We start from the raw sequence: 15,293 nt of genomic DNA, 5'->3' as shown, positions 1-15,293 counted from the left end.
TAAATAGAAGGAAGGTTAATTTAATTTGCTAAAACTAAATGAAAATGTGAAATACAGAGATTTACCAACTGAAATACAGACACATTTAACTTCTCCAAATACAAATCGTGAAAAATTCGGCATGATTTTTGCAATTCTTTTTATGCTGGATATTTGTTGTTTAATTCCGTTAATCGTTAATGAGATTCGTCCTTTTACCTTTGCGACTTTACCTCTAATTTTAATTGTTCATATCTGGTCCCTAATTGCACTATTTAAAAGGCTAGATAAATATAAAAATAGCCATAGTTTTTTAATTTATAGCGGGTGCTCTTTCGCAGTAATTTCTTATAGTTTTTTTATAGTCTCTATTAAAAGAGCCATTTTCGTCTATGGTTTAAATTGGATTTTTATTGCCATCTCACTATTAACCTACTGCATAGTCATGATAGGTTTTATACGATACTATCTAATTGAATTTCCTAATTATAAACGAAAGAAAACAAAATCGTTATCTTGGACAACAAACCTATTAACCATTGCTCCAACTGCAGGTTATATCATAGCACAATTTCTCTTTCGTTTTTCTGACTCTGTTATTGATACAGTAATGAGTATGGTTGCATTATTCGGAGCATGCTTATTTTGCTACGTAGCTGTTAAGTTCATACATCAATATTTTTTTATAAAAGCAAACCAAAATATTATCAATAAACGTTTAAAAAAAGACTCTAATCGTGAATTAGATCAATCAAATAAAAGAAATAACTCTTAAGTGGCCAAAATAGAAGGGAGATAGACTAATGTCTGAAAATAAACTATTACCATCTGGCTCCATCGTCTTATTAGAAGGCGGTTCAAAAAAACTGATGATTTACGGCAGAAAACAAATCGTCGTAAGCAACAACCCGAAAATGTTTGATTATATCGGTGTATTTTATCCCGAAGGTTATATTGATCAAGAGTATACATTTGCTTTTAATCATTCAGATATTGAAACAGTCATTTTTGAAGGTTATCAGGACGAAGAGGAAATTGAATTTCAAAAAGTTCTGAAGGAAGCGATCATAGATTAATTTTAAAAAGTTCTGAAGGAAGCGATCATAGATTAATTTTAAAGCATCTTATACCTAAGATGCTCAGGCTGTCGAGAAAATCTCGACAGCCTAATATCTATTCTTCAATGCCAACGAGCATACATACACAAAAAAAAACGCTTGAAACAGCATAAAACAAAAAAAGCTTATGGTGAGCACTCTTTTCCTTTGGCCATAAAAAACAAGCCCTCTCTCATAAGACGATTTGATACTTACGACAGGCCACTCCCAACAATCGATACATTCTGGCGGTCAAGCATAAATCTCCGTCCGTTCCATTTCAAGACGGTTTGGACATATCCCAGCGAGTCAGCGTTATACCTCCCGGCGATCCGCTGATACGCCAGCAGTTCGTACGTGCCGTCTCTGTCAAAATCAACCGGGTACAAGCCAGACAAAGGATTCACCCAGCCTTCTATCGGCATTTTCAACACACCCTGAGCGGTATAAATCTCATTCAAATATTCCCCGCCTTTGTAAGTAAGGTCGAGCATATACATTTCATTCTGATGATGGCTGATGACGCTCGCTTTATATTGATTTTGGTACTTCACACTGTACTTCCATTCAGCATTAAACATATCCGAATGAAAAATCTGCTGAAACTGCCGGTTTAGATAGGCAAAAATATAGGCATATATAGTGCCTCCGCTTCCCCCAGTGTCCATCACCACTGCCACATCAACGATCTTATCGCCTGTCAAATCCCCGAGAAAAAGAGACGGATTGTATCCCATATTGTTCTGGAGCTGGAGTCGCTGTTCCTGATGGATTCTGCCGTCATGAATCACCAACATAATATCTCTCCATAAAGGGCTGCCAGGCATTTGGGTGCCAGTCAGAAAGACTTCGTCAATAACGCCGTCTCCCGTTACATCCCCGCGAGCTGATGTAATGATTGCGCGGGAGGAAACAGGCTGCTGAAATACGTATGAATTTTGAAGAATCCCTCTATACATCCCCGCATCAAACCTGTCGTTTCCATTCAATGAAGTCACCTTCCTTATCAGCTGAATGAATCATTATATGTGGGAATGGCACGTGGAAGACATATTAGTCACTACACACTAATTAAATCCGTACCATATGAATGATCGCTGGCACAACGCCACTCGCCTTGCGCGATCTTGCCGGGCACCACAACTAAAACGGCATCTTCCTTGCGAAAATTCATCAATGTATCAAAATCAATATTTGGGATCGCCAAATCACACGCAGAGATTTATCTTTTATTTGCTGTTCCAAAAGGTCCCCCAATCATCATGAATCATTTGCCCCGCTGAAATCGTAAATAACAAAAATGAAAAGGACCCCTATTTCCTATATAATCAAATAAATATATTTAACGAAGTTCCCAAGTGAAGGGGTGAACGATATTGTCTGCGGAATTGACATTACATGACAATATACATCATGGTTTAAGCACGGATTGCCAGCACTGTTTTGGCCTGTGCTGCGTCGCCTTGCCCTATGCGAAATCGGCGGTTTTTGCTTTTGACAAAGACGGGGGCACGCCTTGCCGCAACTTGCAAGCAAACTATCAATGTTGTATCCATAAAGACCTCCGAGAAAAGGGATTTCGAGGCTGTTCTGCTTATGAATGCTTTGGCGCCGGCCAGAAAGTATCGCAAGTCACTTATGAGGGAAAGGATTGGCGAAACCATCCTGAAACGGCCAACGAGATGTTTGACGTCTTCCCTATCATGCAGCAGCTGCACGAAATGCTCTGGTACTTACATGAAGCGCTTTCTATAGAAACAACGAACACCGGGCTGAGATCAATGAATGGCTGTTAAAAACGAGTGAACTGGTGCGCGCCCAAGCACGCAATCCAAAACGCCCGAAAAAAATCAGCCGGGTAAATGTTCTGATCGGCTCGAAACCGAAAGGGCTTGATCTGCGAGGAGCAAATCTAAGAGGAGCGCTGCTCATTGCTGCCGATCTGAGAAATGCAGACCTGAGAATGTCAGACTTTATCGGTGCAGATGTAAGAGACGCTGATCTGAGCGGCGCCGACCTGACCGGGAGCATTTTTCTGACACAGGCACAGGTGAATGCCGCCAACGGCGATTCAAACACAAAGCTGCCTCCGTCTCTGCAAATCCCTGCCCATTGGGTCACAAACCGATAAAAAAGAGAGGATCGCCTTATGAATGTGAAGAGAATAATGGCAAAACATGATTTACATACAGCGTTTGAAATCAGAAAGGCAGTCTTTGTAGAAGAACAAGGTTGCCCCATTTCCGATGAATTCGATGAGTTCGATACAGTCGGCGGAGATTGCCGGCACATCCTCGTTTATCATCAGAATGAACCTGTTGGCACTGCACGTGTCCGAATCGTTGACCACGTAGGCAAGCTGGAAAGAATCTGCATTCTGAAGCCTTATCGCAAATGCGGGCTGGGCAAAGTGATCGTTGAAGCGTTAGAACGTATTGTGAAAGAACAAGGCATTTCCTCATTCAAATTGTACGGCCAGACACAAGCGGCAGGTTTTTATAAAAAACTCGGCTATCAGACAGCATCAGAAGAATTCATGCTGGATGGCATTCCTCATGTGCTGATGACAAAACAAGACGGATCCGGCCGATAAATCGTTCACAAATTTGTCACTTATGAGCGTAAGTGATTCATTGGTATACTAATCACCGATTATGGAGAGAAGGAATGATTGTATGCCAACAAACAAAAAAGAAGGTCTTATATTTGGCGTGATGATGTGCTTTGGAATGGTCTGCGTCATGTCGATTTACAATGCCATCATCAACGGAGCCATTCATCATTTTTCACTGGTGACCGTTTTTGAAATGGTCATCGGTTTTATTGTCGCGCTGCTGTTAGATTTACTGGCAGTGGGACCCCTTGCCAAAAAGATTGCGTTCCGCTTGCCGTTCAACAAGTCTAAGAAATTGTATGTCATCCTTGTCATGTCAACGTGTATGGTGATCGGCATGGTGCTTTGTATGTCTGTGTTCGGTTTAGTGTCAGCAGCTTTATCGAATGGAATTAGCGGTGACAGCCTCTTCAACGCTTATCTTATGATAGTATTGAAGAATTTTATCCTTGCTTATCCCCTGCAATTACTGATTATGGGTCCATTCGTCAGAGGGATTTTTATGAAAGTTGTAAAACCAAAGCTCACAGCTGCTGTTTAAATAGAAAAGGAGTGAGCGTTACACCCACTCCTTTTCAGCACATTCACCTCAGCGCTTGCCGTCAATATTTGTTTCTTTCAGCACTTACTCAATCGTATGTTTTTTTCTAACTTCAATTAGTCCCTATACCTTAACACGTAGCTTTTATACAATTCTTCGTTATAAACAATTTCTTCTCCATGTGAAGAGCAGATAAGCGTTGGTTTGATTTCATCTATGATTGCGCCGCTATCGATGTTCTCATTCATATCAACACTGAATCTTCTGATAGGCGGGTGTAAATTTTTCTTACTTGTGATAAAAAGGTCCCCAGATAATAGAGTATGGTCGATTTCATGATGATACACCACATGCCCCGGGGAATGTCCGGGTGTTAAGTAATATTGCAAAGGCAAGTGAGCCAGCGTTTGCTCCGTTAGCGGCTGGACAATATAGGCTACCCCTGTGTTCTCCACTTCATTTTTATTCGGATAAGGCTCTTCTCCATTGATATACACGAGTTCTTTTTGATGCGCATAAATCGGAAAATCAAATCTCTCCAACCACTTTGGTGCCCCCTGAATATGATCGCTATGGCCATGGGTAAGCAAAATGGCTTTTGGATTGCCGATCGCTAATGCTGCCCTCATTTGAGCATCAGCAAAACGTTCTATTCCCGTATCAATGATATATACATCCTCACCATCTTTGATGAACCAAGTATGAACTGGGATATGAATAGGCACATCAAGTTCAAACTCACATTGAAAGACATGTTCTGATAACTGTCTCAAGTTCATGCAACCCACACCCTTTGGAAATTTTTCGATATCATTACTGTAATACATCTTCGTTAATTATGTAATAGCGCACATTTTTGTAACTTACATTGTGAGGTGACAAATATGGGAAACCGGTTAAATGGATTTGGTGCTTGCAGTGCAGAAGTAAAAAAGGCTTGTCCCGTGGAAATGACGCTGCATATTATCGGAGGGAAATGGAAAGGAATCATCATCGACATCTTATCTCAGAAACCAGTCCGGTTTAATGAGCTGAAACGATTCATACCAGGCATAACACAAAGAATGCTGACGCTGCAGCTGAGAGAACTGGAAGCAGATGGTGTGGTGAAAAGAAATGTAGAGAACACTGTCCCCAAAAAAGTGGAGTATTCTTTGACAGAACTAGGTGAAAAGCTTTCTCCTATTATTGCATCCATGAGAATATGGGGAAATGAGTATATGCGTAAGAGATGAATAAAGAGAAGTTGTCGCTTAAGGAGAAATGACTTTATGCAGATGTTGATTTTCAATTTCTAAAATTATAAAGTTACCTTATTTTCTTGGAGGTGATGATTGTGTATATAGGAAATGGACATTATTGTTACTCAAATTCAGCTGCTATGTTTCTTTTATCAATAGGTGAACATGTTTCTCCTCAAATGTTCGAAGTCTTAACTGGTGTAGGTTTGGGCGCCATGCTCGAAAACGGAAAAACACTATTTTTAAGTATGAAAGATCCTGATGATGGTATTAACTGCGCATTCAATATACTTGGCATCGACGCAGATGAACATCAACAGGCTGATTGTTTGGAAGCTCCCTTTTCACTCTTGAAAAAACAAATGACACGTGCACCTGTTTTATTAGGCCCTTTAAATATGGGAGAACTCACATACCTGCCAAACCATAAACATTTAAATGGCGCTGACCATTATTATTAGGCTATGCCATGGACAATCAATCTATTTATCTGCACGATCCAGCTGGATTCCCTTATGTTCCACTGACGCTCGAACAATTCAAAAAAGCTTGGAAGGCCGATGATATTCCCTATTGTAAAGGACATTTTAAATAATGGAGTTCCCCAAAAAAGACCCATTCGTTACATGATAACGAAATATACGAAAAGACGATCATGTACTTTAAGAAAACTTACCAAGAGTTTGAAAACTCAAATTTAGAGATAATCGGTAAAGATGCAATCCTTCATTATGCACAGCAGCTGCGATATGGGCCCATTACACATGAAATGATCGATCATACCACATATTTTCTTTTTCAATTAAGTGCAAAAAGAGCGAATGATTTTGCGTTTTTTTTCAAAAACAAGGCCACAAACCTATCAAAACTCAAAATCATTCAAGCTGAAAAACTCGGTTTATGTCATTACTTATCTGTAAACAAAGAGTGGTCTCAGCTTTCGGAGAAACTGCAGACACTTGCAGATATTGAGGATCGTTTTAGATCGGAACTATTCAAGACTGCCATTTGAGTGGGGGAAGCATATTCATGACTCATTATCTTGAAAATATCCCCATGCACCCGAAGAATCCGTTCTCACCGGCTCGACTTGTTGACCATTAATAATCCCTTTTGTTCCCCTTCTTCACATATTCCCAATCCCGCTCTATATTGTTCCTGACTCTGTGAATGAGTACAGAAATTGTTTCCTTTTCCTCAGGTGTAAAACCAGACAAGGCCACTTCCGTGGAATGCTCTCCTTCTCTTCTTAACAATGGATACACCTTGTTCCCTTTCTCAGTCGGGAACAATTTTTTTATTTTTTTATTTTGCTCATCAGGCATTTTTTGTATAAACCCCTGCATTTCCAGTTTCTTTATAGCCCGCGCAGCTGTTGTTCGGTCGACTTTGATCATTTCCGCCAATTTTTCTTGAATAATCCCCGGATTTTCGTATATACGTACGAGATAGAGATACTGCCCTCTTGTTAAGTCCAAATCTTTAAATTCAATATTGCTTATGGAATCTAACGCTCTTGCTATCATGCCGATCTCTCGCAAAATGTCATTCATTCCTAAAACCCCTCACGTATTTTTGTTGCAATTACAATAAATTGTTTTAACCTTACTATTATAAGACCACAAGCATGCTGTATAGTCCAGACTAATATCAGAAAAGGATTGATCAAATATGAATATAAAAAGAATCACATCTGAAATGGATTTACACGTTGCTCTAGCTATTAGAAGAACGGTATTCATTGAGGAGCAGCATGTATCTGAATTTGATGAGTTCGATGAGTGTGATACGCTCCAAGAACAATACCAGCATATCTTGGTATTTCATGAGAATCAACCCGTCGGTACAGGCCGTGTGCGCATCGTAGACCATACAGGAAAACTGGAAAGAATCTGTGTCCTAAAATCTTACCGTAAGTACGGATTGGGCAAGGCTATCATAAGCGGGTTAGAAAACATCTTGCAGGAAAAAGGAATGACAAAATGTAAACTGCATGGGCAAACACAAGCAGCAGGCTTTTATAAAAAGCTGGGCTATCAGATTTCCTCACCAGAATTTATGGAAGACGGCATCCCGCACGTCTTGATGACAAAAGAATGAGTGCTAATAAAATCAAATATATGTATTACGGATTAGGTATCCTCATATTAAGTTTAGGCATTTCTTTAACGATACAGTCAGGCCTAGGCACATCGCCCTTCGATGCCCTTTTGGTTGGCCTGTCGGAAGAAGTCGGTCTTACCGTAGGAAGCTGGGAGGTTCTTATTTCTGCGCTCCTCTTAATCTGTAACTCTATATTAACGAGAAAAAAACCTATGTTGTTGGGGTTACTTACAGCATTTATTACTGGGATAGGCATTGACCTATGGTTGTTTATTGTAAAAAGCACGATTGTTCCGAGCATGTGGTTTAGCAAACTGGCTTGTTTCGGAATCGGTTTGGTGCTCATCGGTCTTGGAACAGCCATCTATCTTCAGACGACATTTGCATCAACACCCATCGACCATTTAACACTCATTATCCGCGACCTCTCCAAAAGAACAATCCTATTTTCAAGAACATTGGTCTATGCTCTTTTCTTAGTATTAGCCATTATATGTAAAGGGCCTATCGGCATCGGAACCCTTTTAACTGTTTGTTTAGGTGGAATGATCCTTCACTTTTTTATGCCTTATGTTGAACGGCGCTTTTTAAACATGTAAGTTGATTGTTTGAATGAGAGACCATGTATGTTCTATGAACAAGATCTTATTTACTCTTAAATAGAAAAGGAGGGTGATCTTTAAGCTTACTAAGAATACAGCCAATAGATTGAATCAGAACTACTCTAAGAGAGAAGAAAAGTGAAACACAAAAACAAGCCAGTCTCATATCTATTGTTTATAGCTAATTGGTTTTCTATCCCCCATGTCATTAGTTGTAAGTCTCTTTTTGCAACCATAAAAGACAACCGTATGGGCTGCCTTTTTTATAATTCTATAACAAACTTTATGATTATTATAAAAATTACTCATCTTATAATAGGGTTACCATTAATAGCTTCAAAACTCAGCATATAAAAAAGATATTAAGTAATAGTAATACTTTTTTATATTAAACTAATAGTTTCAATTCTACCAAATAAAAATTTCCTATTTTTACCTCTTATTCGCCAAGCATTACCATGATTTTTACCTTGATACTTCCCTCTTGGAGTAGTATAGCCTCGCCAATCATAAGTAATTCCACCGCTTTTGATTAACGAAAGAAATGTTGTAAATTGTGGAGATCTTGAAAGTTCAGCCTCTAAGTATCTAAATTCAGCAGTATCCCCATTCATTCTTTGCTCAGCTTTTACCCAGAGAGTAGCAGGATGCTTCAAGGAAAGTTCACTTTCCAAACTTGAAAAAGTCCAGTATGCTGTTAATTCATCTACATTATTAGAAATATTCTTTTTTCTCAGTTCAACTCTTCTTCCTTCTTCATTAACTTCCAGAAAAAAACCTAAACTATTTTGAGGCGCTATTCGCGTACCGACTGTAATATATAAACTCTTATAGCCCAGATGTTTATCAGAATCATACCCGTATAAACGAGTAAAAGCAGATACTCTACTTCTATCATTTTTTTCAATTTGTTCAACTATTGTTCCACCAAACTGAGGCCTCAAAGTAAAAAGAGTATCTAAAGTCTTTCCTGTTTTTGATTTTATTTCAATCTTCCCTTCAAAATCTGCTTCTTGATTATTATTGGTTTTAATGCCTAACAAAAACTCCAAGGTATCACCAACATCCTTAGGTGATACTTTGCCACTCCCTTTTGAGTTTTTATGGAAACCAGCTTGTGCTATTCTTTTAATTTGAGGCAACAACCGACTGGCTGAGTCAGCAACTTTATCTATGCCAAAGACTTTAGTTAATACTTCTTCTGAAGGTACATTATTAGTCAAATTAAGAATTACAATCTGCTTAGCCCCAGCTAAATCGGTTACCGTAATATAGAGTAGATCACATACATTTACTTTTCCTGCTTCCCACATTTTTTGTATTCCATAAATTGAAAACCGCCTATCGCTTCTTTTCCCTGTAACCTTATATAGATTCAATTTTACATCTTGCACAGTACTATTTAATAATAATTTGGCATTAACTTTATGCCCTTTATTTCCACCATTAGGTAATTTCTCGTAATCTACAATCCCCTTACTTTTTAATAAATCACGAAATAAGGCATTAGCATCTGGATTATTCTTGTTTATCATAGTAGATGTCAATCTTATTAACACATATTCCGATTCATTGAACTTGTGAATAGTGTTAATAATATCAATTTCATCTTTATAAGGTTCAAAAATCATTGAATTTATCCCTCTCTTCTTAATAGTTCACTTAAATGGCATCCTAAAGCCTCTGAAATATAAATCATTGATGATAATTTTGGATTATTCACTTGCAAATTTAGTATCTCACTGATAGTTGACTCACTTACCCCTGGTTGAGTAGATAAGTATTTTTGTAAACTTCCTCTATGTAACCTTTTCACATTTTCAGAGAATATGATTAAATAGTTATCATCCCTATATTTATTCATATCCTCAAGAGTATTTATTCTAGTAAATAAGCTAGGGAAGTCTACATTGAGTGCCTTAGCAATTGATAATGCAGTTGTTAAACTAATATCAAGATCTTTCTGTGATGTTAGTTGTAAAGTTTTATTTATCGTTTGTCTTGAAACCCTTGATAATTCTTTTAATTTTCTTTGAGTCAATCCCCTTTTTGTCATTATTTTACCAACATTCTCACCGAAAAAAATTTTCAAAAAGCCATCTCCCTGTTTTTATTATCTTTTTTATAATATACAATCAAATACCACTTTTTAATTCGTTTAAGTTTACATATTATCTGGTTTTCTTTTTTTCATTAAATAACAAAAGACACTTCCCTTAAATAAGAAATGTATATTTAAAAACTGTATAACATAGTAAAAAACATTTTCATGAAGTAATTAAAACCGAAACTTTCTGTTTACAAGCAAACATCTTAACTTCAAACATATTAATCACTTAATATTAACTATATTCATTAAAGAACTTCGCAAACTAGAAGTAACTATTTAGTTCACTTCCCTATGCCTCGGATACTAATTCTCCAAATGATACGAGAAATTCCCACCTGAAGACTATAAACAGATTTACAAATGACAACATCAACTTATACATAATTCAAATCACATGAACTTAAAAGAAAATCGCCTATATTTAAATGAGACTAACTCCATAAAATGAGACAAATAAAAAACACCTTCAAGTTTGAAAACGGATGATTGTTATTCGACATTAAACTTGGAAGTGTTTTATTATGGGGACAAGAGTGAGTTCTCCGATTGAAGTCAAACAGAAGGCTGTAGACATAAGATTGGCAAGCGTGCCTATGAAAGAGATCATGCAGAAACTGAATATTAATAATAAGACACAGGTGAAGACATGGATGAGATGCCATAAGGCTGGGTATACACATCGATTCGAACAGCCTGTTGGAAAGCAGGAAAGCAATACACTTACGGAATTCCAGAGTATGCTTCCAACTTAAAGAAACTACAGGTGGAGAATCGACATCTGAGGCAACAGAATGAAGTGTTAAAAGCATAACGAATTGGAAAAAGATGTGACGAAGAATCATTCCAAACGGCATTGGAAAGACAAATTGGTGTTTTGCCGAAAACACAAGTATTGAAATGGTTATCGTAAAATCACTGTTCTATTATGCACATTACAACTTGTGAGGCAGAAACAGTCTTGATCAGCTGTCAACACCGCTTGGAGAACCTACGTGTTACATAGTGATCAAGGTTCTGTGATACATCTTATGAGTATCAGAAAGCTGTTAAAACAAAAGGCATTACCATGAGCATATCCTGCAAAGGAACGCCCACTGATAATGCCTCCATTCAATCGTTTCATTCCTCACTAAAGTCTGAAACGTTCTATCTTAACAGCATTGATCGAACTACCATAGTAGAACACACTGTCATAGAATAAATTCATTATTGTAACAATATTCGTATTCAAACGAAACGAAAAAACCAATCGATAAGATAAACTATCGATAATTGGCTGTTTAAATGGTGTTTTGATCCCTGTCTAAAAAGCGGGGGTCAGTCCCAACTTTTAGCCGTTTTTCTTTTGATGCTTTAATAGCTTGAATTATTTTAGTACCAATTGCTTTTGCTAACAACGGGGGGACAGCATTTCCAACTTGTGTGTACTGAGGTACTTCTACTTTTCTACGTTGCCCTCCAGTTGTTCTCTTACCTAAAAAGATAAAACTATCATCAAATGATTGTAATCTTGCCATTTCTCTCACAGTAGGAATTCTGTTCTCATAAGGTGTTAAATAATCATCAGGCAGTGTAACAACTGTAGGAGAAACACTATCTTTCTTATATCTATATCTATTATTCTTTTTAGTCAGCAATGCGTTAATCAATTCTTCATCAACAGGTGGCCTATTAAAAAGGGAAATAACTTGTTCAGGTCCATACTCTTCTTGAAGTTTGTTAACACAATCTTTTAATAGAGATGGATATTCAGTTAAATTTATTCCTTCTTCTCTAATTCGTTTTTTTAACATTGAAGAGCTTTCACCTTCTCGAAACAGGGAAAATCTTTCCTTAATAAGTACATTGTGGTTTGATAAATCATGATTATAAAGATTCCTGTTTGAATGAATAGGAGTACCTGCAACTGATTTTGTTCTTCCGTTAATTGAAGAAAGTTGGTACTCAGAGTAATCATTAAAGTACTTTTCTTTCTTCACACTATCAATAATTAAATCACTTATTGCCGCATCAACTGATATTTTTTCATCTTCATTTAGTGTTATAGGTTCTGGGTAGGCTGGCACTTCTTCTCCTGCCAAATATGCTATAAATATTGCCCTTTTTCTTCTTTGGGGCACACCGTAATTTGAAGCATCTAACAGCCTTGGTTCTAAGGTTAAATAACCAATTTTATTAAATTCATTTATCAAAATTTCAGGCATTAAACTTCCATCTTCATATGTTTCACCTGTAATGCCTATATAGCCATCCATTTTAGTATCCATAAATCCTTCAACATTTTCCATAATAACGTATCTAGGGTTTATGTCTTTTACAATTCTTAAATACTCTCTAAATAACATATTTCTAGGATCATCTTTTTTACGAAGTCCTGCTCTACTAAACCCTTGACATGGTGGACCACCGAAAATTGCATCTATCTGTGGTACATTATCTTTATCCTTAAACATTCTTAAATTTCTTATTGAAGATAATATCTCTTCTGATGTTAAATTTCTTATATCAGCTCTCTGGAAATAAGTGTTATCACCTTGAATCAATCCTAGTTGCTCATGTCTGAAAGTGTATGTTTTTTCAACATCTTCACTTATATCAGAGGAGAATACTATATGAAATCCAGCTTGAAGAATGCCCTCACTCATACCACCTGCTCCACAAAAAAGATCAATGGCAATAGGGTGCATAGCAACACCTCCTTATTATTACATGTATTATTATCTTATAAGTCACATGAAAAATCCAGGTTTTTTTGCAAAATTGATTTTATATTTTTAAACAAAAAGTACTATCTAAACATAATACCACTTAGATATCTTTAATTCATCATTTATTATTCTATAAAAATAACATTCTCGTCTCTCTAAACTAAGATTTAAGTTAAAAGCTGCAAAGTCTTTGTTTTTATGAATTACTTTTTTAAATGTGATAAACTAAAATGTTACCTTATAAAAGAGAGGAAAGAAGGTAATCCCATGCCAAATAAAGTAAACAGATTAGATGAAATCTCCAATACTTACACCTACACCCACATAGGCTACTACCTCTGTGAAGTGAACTTGCCATTGGTGCTTTAACTGTTAAAATAGCTGCTTGTAAAAAAATGCTTTATGAATGGAATCAATCATGTTAGACACACTTTCTCAAAAATAAAACTTAAACCTTGTTTTCCGGAAATTAATCAGTTATGCTGATTATATACTAAACTGATTATATTCAGAGGTGAAAGAATTGGAAAAATGGAATCAATCCTATGGGTTTCTACTCGGAAAAGTTCTTCAGCGCATGGAAAGTATATTTGCTGAAGGGCTTAGACCATATGAAATCAACGCAAGACAATACGGGGTTCTTTTATTTATCAAAGAAAACCCTTACTCATCTCAAAAAGATATTTCTGAAAGCCTGCAAATCGACCGGACTACGATGGTGAGCCATATCGATCATTTGGAAGCTTTAGGATTTGTTGAGAGAACAAAGAATCCCAATGATAGAAGATCTTATAGCCTTAAAATTACGGACAAAGGTAGCGATGTATTGGATTCACGTTGGGAATTTTTAATGAATACGGAATTAGAGGTATTAGCTCCGTTACATCAACAAGAAAGACAATTACTTAAAGAGTTTCTGTTTAAAATTTGGAAATCTTTTTAAAAAACAGGAGATTTTACAATATGCAAGCTCTCGATTATTTTACTGCACGCCTTGAAACCACGATAAGCCCTATGGATTATTTGAAAGCAAAGCAAATGAATCCAGAGAAATACTTCTTACTCGATGTTCGAAACGGTCCGACTCATGTAAGGAGTGTAACAATAAAAGATGCTCACATTATTCCCGAACAAGAACTGCAATCTCGATTAAATGAAATACCAAAAGAAAAGGAAATCATTGTTTATTGTTGGGATGTCTGGTGCAATACAGCTGCAAAAGTTGCAACAATTTTATTAGAACACGGATATAAAGTGAAAGAGTTGACCGGAGGGATTGCAGCATGGAAAGAAATGAACTTCCCTGTCACCCATACAAATCAAGACAATAGCACATCTGATGATTGTGGATGCTGACTCTGTGCAACATAAAAGATACTGGGTGGGAGTGGCTTCGCGAGATCACGTCATGAAAGCAATCCAAGGCGGGTTTGCACAACTTTGCCATGGCAAAAAAGCCCCCTTAAAAAGGATGAATAAAGGTGATTGGATCATTTATTATTCTCCAAAGGTCAATCTTAAGGAAAATACGCCATGTCAAACATTTACGGCTTTAGGCAAAGTAGTAGATCATCGTATTTTTCAATTTGATATGGAAAATGATTTTCAGCCTTTTCGAAGACATATACATTTCATTCATTCCACAGAAATACCCATTCGCCCATTACTCCCCTACCTATCTTTTATAAAGGACGAGAAGCGTTGGGGCTGCTCATTTCGATTTGGGCATTTTGAGATCAGTGAAAAGGATTTTCAGCTAATTGCACAAAAAATGGTTGATGGTAAAGGAGATTAGATGATTTTGATCTCCTTTAAGCTTTCTTTAAATCCACAATATCACCTATCCATTCATTACATTGTGATATCATGAAAATGAAACATTGGTTTTTTTCGAAGATGGAGGTGGCGGTTTATGAATCACGAGGAAATCATCAATTATTGCCTGTCATATCCAGATACCTATAAAGACTATCCTTTTGGTGAAGGGTGGACAGTATTGCGTCACAAAGGGAATAAAAAATGGCTTGCGCTTATCTTTCATCTTGATGGCCATCTATGCGTTAACCTTAAGTGCGAACCTGAGCGTGCCAATTTCCTGCGCAGTATTTTTAAAGAGGTAAAGCCCGGCTATCATATGAATAAAGACCATTGGAATACAGTGATTTTAGATGGCAACCTCTCACAAGAGGCTCTTGAGGATATGGTGCAACATAGTTTCGATTTGACAAAGCCAAAGAAGTCTTAATGTTTTTCACCATATTGATGCAGGAACCTATCATCAGTTCCTGTTTGTATCTT

19 protein-coding genes and 4 pseudogenes are annotated in these 15,293 nt (G+C 37.0%); 16 read left to right on the top strand and 7 right to left on the bottom strand.

Annotation, left to right across the window (positions count from 1 at the left end):
• Window positions 1-25 precede the first annotated feature (25 nt).
• Both BV11031_RS19200 and BV11031_RS19195 read left to right on the top strand, forming a co-directional pair.
• Window positions 26-754 carry a hypothetical protein gene (locus tag BV11031_RS19200; protein ID WP_129550858.1) on the top strand — a complete coding sequence of 243 codons (729 nt, stop codon included), beginning with the start codon at window positions 26-28 and terminating at the stop codon, window positions 752-754.
• 28 nt (window positions 755-782) lie between these two features.
• Complete coding sequence (locus BV11031_RS19195) at window positions 783-1,055, top strand: DUF4176 domain-containing protein (protein WP_129550857.1); 273 nt, start codon at window positions 783-785, stop codon at window positions 1,053-1,055.
• Window positions 1,056-1,288: 233 nt separating this feature from the next.
• Here BV11031_RS19195 and BV11031_RS19190 read toward each other — a convergent pair whose 3' ends face one another.
• Window positions 1,289-2,035 carry a YybI family spore inner coat protein gene (locus BV11031_RS19190; protein WP_129551028.1) on the bottom strand — a complete coding sequence of 249 codons (747 nt, stop codon included), beginning with the start codon at window positions 2,033-2,035 and terminating at the stop codon, window positions 1,289-1,291.
• Between the two features lie 152 nt (window positions 2,036-2,187).
• Window positions 2,188-2,321 (bottom strand): annotated as a pseudogene (locus tag BV11031_RS23080) (DUF4440 domain-containing protein); the annotation flags it as partial.
• 131 nt (window positions 2,322-2,452) lie between these two features.
• Here BV11031_RS23080 and BV11031_RS19185 point away from each other — a divergent pair.
• The 3 genes and pseudogenes from BV11031_RS19185 (at window position 2,453) to BV11031_RS19175 (ending at window position 4,231) form a co-directional block, all read left to right on the top strand.
• Window positions 2,453-3,207, top strand: a pseudogene (locus tag BV11031_RS19185) (pentapeptide repeat-containing protein).
• Window positions 3,208-3,225: 18 nt separating this feature from the next.
• Window positions 3,226-3,669 carry a GNAT family N-acetyltransferase gene (locus BV11031_RS19180; RefSeq protein WP_129550856.1) on the top strand — a complete coding sequence of 148 codons (444 nt, stop codon included), beginning with the start codon at window positions 3,226-3,228 and terminating at the stop codon, window positions 3,667-3,669.
• 82 nt (window positions 3,670-3,751) lie between these two features.
• The gene (locus BV11031_RS19175) at window positions 3,752-4,231 is read left to right on the top strand and encodes a DUF2798 domain-containing protein (protein WP_129550855.1); all 480 of its coding nucleotides are present in this window, start codon (window positions 3,752-3,754) and stop codon (window positions 4,229-4,231) included.
• Between the two features lie 116 nt (window positions 4,232-4,347).
• Here the strand turns inward: BV11031_RS19175 and BV11031_RS19170 are convergent, their stop codons facing one another.
• Window positions 4,348-5,010 carry an MBL fold metallo-hydrolase gene (locus BV11031_RS19170; protein WP_129550854.1) on the bottom strand — a complete coding sequence of 221 codons (663 nt, stop codon included), beginning with the start codon at window positions 5,008-5,010 and terminating at the stop codon, window positions 4,348-4,350.
• A gap of 105 nt (window positions 5,011-5,115) precedes the next feature.
• Here BV11031_RS19170 and BV11031_RS19165 point away from each other — a divergent pair, with 105 nt between their 5' ends.
• The 3 genes from BV11031_RS19165 to BV11031_RS23070 all read left to right on the top strand — a co-directional run bounded on the left by BV11031_RS19165 (window position 5,116) and on the right by BV11031_RS23070 (window position 6,484).
• Window positions 5,116-5,466 (top strand): winged helix-turn-helix transcriptional regulator, encoded by a 351-nt coding sequence (locus BV11031_RS19165; RefSeq protein ID WP_129550853.1) that lies wholly within the window; start codon window positions 5,116-5,118, stop codon window positions 5,464-5,466.
• A 101-nt stretch (window positions 5,467-5,567) separates the two neighbouring features.
• A complete protein-coding gene (locus tag BV11031_RS23075) occupies window positions 5,568-5,933 on the top strand; it encodes a hypothetical protein (protein ID WP_241739794.1) in 366 nt (121 codons plus the stop codon).
• A gap of 194 nt (window positions 5,934-6,127) precedes the next feature.
• Window positions 6,128-6,484 carry a hypothetical protein gene (locus BV11031_RS23070; RefSeq protein WP_241739796.1) on the top strand — a complete coding sequence of 119 codons (357 nt, stop codon included), beginning with the start codon at window positions 6,128-6,130 and terminating at the stop codon, window positions 6,482-6,484.
• A gap of 88 nt (window positions 6,485-6,572) precedes the next feature.
• Here BV11031_RS23070 and BV11031_RS19155 read toward each other — a convergent pair whose 3' ends face one another.
• Window positions 6,573-7,025 (bottom strand): MarR family transcriptional regulator, encoded by a 453-nt coding sequence (locus BV11031_RS19155; RefSeq protein WP_129550852.1) that lies wholly within the window; start codon window positions 7,023-7,025, stop codon window positions 6,573-6,575.
• Window positions 7,026-7,143: 118 nt separating this feature from the next.
• Here BV11031_RS19155 and BV11031_RS19150 point away from each other — a divergent pair, with 118 nt between their 5' ends.
• Window positions 7,144-7,572 (top strand): GNAT family N-acetyltransferase, encoded by a 429-nt coding sequence (locus BV11031_RS19150; RefSeq protein ID WP_129550851.1) that lies wholly within the window; start codon window positions 7,144-7,146, stop codon window positions 7,570-7,572.
• 11 nt (window positions 7,573-7,583) lie between these two features.
• Window positions 7,584-8,174, top strand: a complete 591-nt coding sequence (locus tag BV11031_RS19145; RefSeq protein ID WP_121643681.1) for a YczE/YyaS/YitT family protein — start codon at window positions 7,584-7,586, stop codon at window positions 8,172-8,174.
• A 386-nt stretch (window positions 8,175-8,560) separates the two neighbouring features.
• On the opposite strand, the gene BV11031_RS19140 is transcribed toward BV11031_RS19145, so the two are convergent.
• Window positions 8,561-9,808, bottom strand: coding sequence for an MvaI/BcnI family restriction endonuclease (locus BV11031_RS19140; RefSeq protein ID WP_129550850.1), 1,248 nt, complete (start codon window positions 9,806-9,808; stop codon window positions 8,561-8,563).
• Window positions 9,809-9,813: 5 nt separating this feature from the next.
• Window positions 9,814-10,269, bottom strand: a complete 456-nt coding sequence (locus BV11031_RS19135; RefSeq protein ID WP_129550849.1) for a helix-turn-helix domain-containing protein — start codon at window positions 10,267-10,269, stop codon at window positions 9,814-9,816.
• A gap of 539 nt (window positions 10,270-10,808) precedes the next feature.
• Between BV11031_RS19135 and BV11031_RS23065 the strand changes: the two are divergent.
• Window positions 10,809-11,093 (top strand): annotated as a pseudogene (locus BV11031_RS23065) (IS3 family transposase); the annotation flags it as partial.
• Between the two features lie 186 nt (window positions 11,094-11,279).
• Window positions 11,280-11,485, top strand: a pseudogene (locus BV11031_RS23060) (IS3 family transposase); the annotation flags it as partial.
• A gap of 82 nt (window positions 11,486-11,567) precedes the next feature.
• Here BV11031_RS23060 and BV11031_RS19125 read toward each other — a convergent pair.
• Window positions 11,568-12,974, bottom strand: coding sequence for a DNA cytosine methyltransferase (locus BV11031_RS19125; RefSeq protein WP_129550848.1), 1,407 nt, complete (start codon window positions 12,972-12,974; stop codon window positions 11,568-11,570).
• 535 nt (window positions 12,975-13,509) lie between these two features.
• Here BV11031_RS19125 and BV11031_RS19120 point away from each other — a divergent pair.
• The 4 genes from BV11031_RS19120 to BV11031_RS19105 all read left to right on the top strand — a co-directional run bounded on the left by BV11031_RS19120 (window position 13,510) and on the right by BV11031_RS19105 (window position 15,240).
• Window positions 13,510-13,938, top strand: coding sequence for a MarR family winged helix-turn-helix transcriptional regulator (locus tag BV11031_RS19120; RefSeq protein ID WP_231559186.1), 429 nt, complete (start codon window positions 13,510-13,512; stop codon window positions 13,936-13,938).
• 20 nt (window positions 13,939-13,958) lie between these two features.
• Entirely contained in the window at window positions 13,959-14,351 is a 393-nt protein-coding gene (locus tag BV11031_RS19115; protein ID WP_129550847.1) for a rhodanese-like domain-containing protein, read from the top strand.
• A gap of 4 nt (window positions 14,352-14,355) precedes the next feature.
• Entirely contained in the window at window positions 14,356-14,790 is a 435-nt protein-coding gene (locus tag BV11031_RS19110) for an EVE domain-containing protein (RefSeq protein WP_121641637.1), read from the top strand.
• A 117-nt stretch (window positions 14,791-14,907) separates the two neighbouring features.
• A complete protein-coding gene (locus tag BV11031_RS19105) occupies window positions 14,908-15,240 on the top strand; it encodes an MmcQ/YjbR family DNA-binding protein (protein WP_121641638.1) in 333 nt (110 codons plus the stop codon).
• Window positions 15,241-15,293 lie beyond the last annotated feature (53 nt).

Origin of the sequence: Bacillus vallismortis, from assembly GCF_004116955.1 — a bacterium.
Classification (GTDB): Bacteria; Bacillota; Bacilli; order Bacillales; family Bacillaceae; genus Bacillus; species Bacillus vallismortis.
The sequence above is the reverse complement of the archived record's forward strand: the minus strand, read 5'-3'. Positions and strand labels throughout refer to the sequence as shown.